3 protein-coding genes are annotated in these 3,415 nt (G+C 70.8%); all 3 read left to right on the top strand.

Annotated elements, in window-relative coordinates; all coding sequences use genetic code 11:
- The first annotated feature begins 446 nt into the window (after positions 1–446).
- The 3 genes from melC1 to V7793_RS35400 all read left to right on the top strand — a co-directional run bounded on the left by melC1 (position 447) and on the right by V7793_RS35400 (position 3,382).
- The gene (gene melC1, locus V7793_RS35410; RefSeq protein ID WP_336013786.1) at positions 447–857 is read left to right on the top strand and encodes an apotyrosinase chaperone MelC1; all 411 of its coding nucleotides are present in this window, start codon (positions 447–449) and stop codon (positions 855–857) included.
- Between the two features lie 61 nt (positions 858–918).
- Positions 919–1,740 carry a tyrosinase MelC2 gene (gene melC2, locus V7793_RS35405; RefSeq protein WP_336013785.1) on the top strand — a complete coding sequence of 274 codons (822 nt, stop codon included), beginning with the start codon at positions 919–921 and terminating at the stop codon, positions 1,738–1,740.
- Positions 1,741–1,990: 250 nt separating this feature from the next.
- Positions 1,991–3,382 (top strand): hypothetical protein, encoded by a 1,392-nt coding sequence (locus V7793_RS35400; RefSeq protein ID WP_443058072.1) that lies wholly within the window; start codon positions 1,991–1,993, stop codon positions 3,380–3,382.
- Positions 3,383–3,415: the final 33 nt, after the last annotated feature.

Raw genomic sequence — 3,415 nt, 5'->3', positions numbered from 1 at the left:
CGGCGGGGTCCGTTTGGCGCCCGTTTCCCGTGTGACGACCGGTATCGCGGAATCTGTCATTCCCTGGCCGGAATCCCCGATACCGACGCCTTCTTCACGTCATGTTCACATCGTGAGAGGCGTCACCACACCCCACCCCCGACCGGAAGATCTTTCGTCGGGAGCCCTTGCGGCGGCCAAGTTTCCTGACATGGCGTCAACAACGTCATTCGGCAGACAATTTCTCCCAGGATGTTGGTTGACCGTTCATTTACCCAATGTCCCAAAATCGGCCAACCATTTTTCGACCCCTCCTTGATCATGCGAGCATCCGCCCGCACGGATTGATCACGAAATACAACAAGCAACCGTCATCAAAAGGGATTTACGGCTGCATTCGTGACAACTTCCGCTACTGATCGTCCATTCCGCGCCTTGTCGGCGCGCAATCGAGGGGGGACCGACCCATGTCGTCCAACGTCAGCCGTCGCGTCATGCTCAGAGGAACCGCCGCTGCCGCCGCCGGGGTGGCGCTGCTCGCCACCGGCGCGCAGGCGGTCGGCAACACCGGTCACGCAACCACCGAGGACCACACCGGTCACGGCGGTCACGGCGGTCACGGAACCGGCCCCGCCGCGTTCGACGAGGTCTACAAGGGCCGCCGCATCGTCGGCAAGCCGGTGACGAGCGGCGAGCACGCGGCCCACGGTGGCTTCGCCGTCACGATCGACGGCAAGGAGCTGCACGTCATGCGGAACGGCGACGGCACCTGGATCAGCGTCATCAACCACTACCAGGTCTTCCCCGAGCCGCTGTCGCTCACCCGCGCCGCCGTCGACAAGCTCCGGGGCGCCTCGCTCGTCCCGATCCAGATGTAACCGGCGCGCTGCCGCACGCACCCCACGCCCCACACTTCTCACCAACGAGGACACGAACCCCATGGCAGTGCGCAAGAACCAGGCAAACCTGACCGCAACCGAGAAGCGGAACTTCGTCAACGCCCTGCTGGAGCTCAAGCGCACCGGCGTCTACGACGGATTCGTCCGCACGCACGACCAGTTCATCATGAGCGACCGCGACGACAGCGACCGCGTCGGCCACCGCTCACCGTCGTTCCTCCCCTGGCACCGCCGCTTCCTGATCCAGTTCGAGCAGGAGCTGCAGAAGATCGATGCGTCGATCATGCTGCCCTACTGGGACTGGACCGTCGACCGCACGGTCAACTCCTCGATCTTCGGCGCCGACTTCATGGGCGGCAACGGCCGCAGCCGTGATGCCCAGGTCATGACCGGCCCCTTCGCATACTCCACGGGCAAGTGGAACATCAACGTCCAGGCCGAGGACAGCCCCTTCCTGCAGCGGGAGATGGGCTCCGCGGGCACGCTGCCCACCCGTGCCCAGGTGGACGCCGTCCTCGCCATGACCGTCTACGACACGGCCCCGTGGAACAGCCTCTCCGAGGGCAGCTTCCGCAACTACCTCGAGGGCTGGCGCGGCCAGGGCCGCGTCCACAACAACGTCCACGTGTGGATGGGCGGCCACATGGCCACCGGCGTCTCCCCCAACGACCCGGTCTTCTGGCTGCACCACTGCTTCATCGACAAGCTGTGGTCCGACTGGCAGCGCATGCACCCGCAGTCCGCGTACCTGCCGGCCGCCGGCACCGCGAACGTCGTCGACCTCAACGACACCATGCGTCCGTGGAACAACGTCACCCCGGCCCAGATGCTCGACCACAGCTCGTACTACACCTACGCGTAAGGCACGCACGCGTAAGGCACGGCACGCGACAGGCGCACACGCGTCCGGCCCGGTGCGGGGAACCGCGCCGGGCCGGCGGGCGTGATGGGGAGCGAGGGCCGCCACGGGCCCCGGTGAAGATCGCGATCCGAACAAGATCGCACCGGCACCGGTGTGTTTGTCAGCCCTTGCGGCCATACTGCTGGCCGGGGCACCTGTTCCCGGCCGCGCCGGACGACGGGCCGCCCTCAGCGACCGAGGGGGAGGTCACGTGTCACAGCCGCAGCCGGCCGGCGGGCCGCGAGGAGCGCCCGGCCGCAGCACTTCCGGCCCGGCCTGGCGCGAGGCCCTCGACCGCGTGCGGGCCGCGGCGGTCACCGAGCCCGGCAGGCTGCGGGCCATCGGCGCCGTCCTGGCCGCGGTCCTCATCGCGTTCGGTGCGGTCACCGCCTGGCAGGCCGCCTCCAGATCCGCCGCGGCCGACTCCGTCGTCCGCACCAGCCAGCCGCTCAGCGCCGACGCCGCCGACATCTACCGCTCGCTCGCCGACGCCGACACCACCGCGGCGAGCGGCTTCCTCGCGGGCGGCCAGGAGCCGCGCGCGGTCCGGCAGCGCTACGAGAAGGACATCGCGCTCGCCTCCCGGCTGCTGGTGAAGGCCGCCGCGAACGCCGAGGGCTCGGCCACGGCCCGCGCCCGCATCGCCACCCTCAACGAAGGACTGCCGCGCTACACCGGCCTCGTGGAGGCCGCGCGCGCCAACAACCGCCAGGGCCTGCCGCTCGGCGGCGCCTATCTGCGCTACGCGGGCGACCGCATGCGCGGGGAGCTGCTGCCCGCCGCCCGCGGCCTGTACGAGGCCGAGACGGATCGCCTCGGCTCCGACTACGACGACGCGAAGTCCTGGCCGTGGGCCGCCCTGGCCCTCGGCGCCGTCGCGCTCGGCGCCCTCGCCTGGGCCCAGCGCCGCAACTACCTCCGGACGAACCGGGTCTTCAACCACGGCCTGCTCGCCGCCACCGCGGCCGCCGGCGTCGTCCTGCTGTGGCTGGTCGCCGGCCACGCGGTGGCCCGCTCCGGCCTGGAGACCTCCTACGCCCACGGCGCGAAGTCCCTGCAGGCCCTCAACGAGGCCCGGATCGGCTCGCTGCAGGCGCGCGGCGACGAGAACCTCGCCATGGTCGCCCGGGGCGCCGTCCTCGGGAAGAACGGCGACGACGCCTACGAGACCGGCTACCGCGACGGGATGGGCCGGCTCGTCGGCGGCAGCCAGGGCCCGGCCCGCCCGGACACCCTGCTGGAGCGCGCCCGGGCGCTCGCCGACGACGCCGAGGGGCGCGATCCGGTCGAGGCCGCCGTCAAGAACGTCCGCGAGTGGCAGCAGCGCCACGGCCAGGCGCGCGCCCTCGCCGACGACCGCGGCGACTACGACGACGCCCTGCGCAAGGTGATCGGCGACAAGGACAGCACCGGCGCGTCCTTCGACCGGGTGGACACCGAACTGCAGCGCGCGATCGCCCACGAGCAGGCCGAGTTCCGGCAGGAGGCCGACGACGGGCGCGGCGCCTTCCGGGGCCTCGCCGCCGGAGCGGCCGTGCTGACCGTGCTCGGCGCGGCCGCCGCCGTCGTCGGCGTGGGCCGCAGGCTGTCGGAGTACCGGTGAGACGGGTACGGAAGGACGAGAAGGACGAGGGGG

Source organism: Streptomyces sp. KLMMK (genome assembly GCF_036961605.1).
Classification (GTDB): domain Bacteria; phylum Actinomycetota; class Actinomycetes; order Streptomycetales; family Streptomycetaceae; genus Streptomyces; species Streptomyces telluris.
This window is presented reverse-complemented; position numbering and strand designations above follow the sequence as displayed.

Bases quoted from the DNA above. Each gene is read 5' to 3' on its own strand.
- melC2 (WP_336013785.1), top strand. From the start codon at position 919: ATGGCAGTGCGCAAGAACCAGGCAAACCTGACCGCAACCGAGAAGCGG.
- melC1 (WP_336013786.1), top strand. From the start codon at position 447: ATGTCGTCCAACGTCAGCCGTCGCGTCATGCTCAGAGGAACCGCCGCT.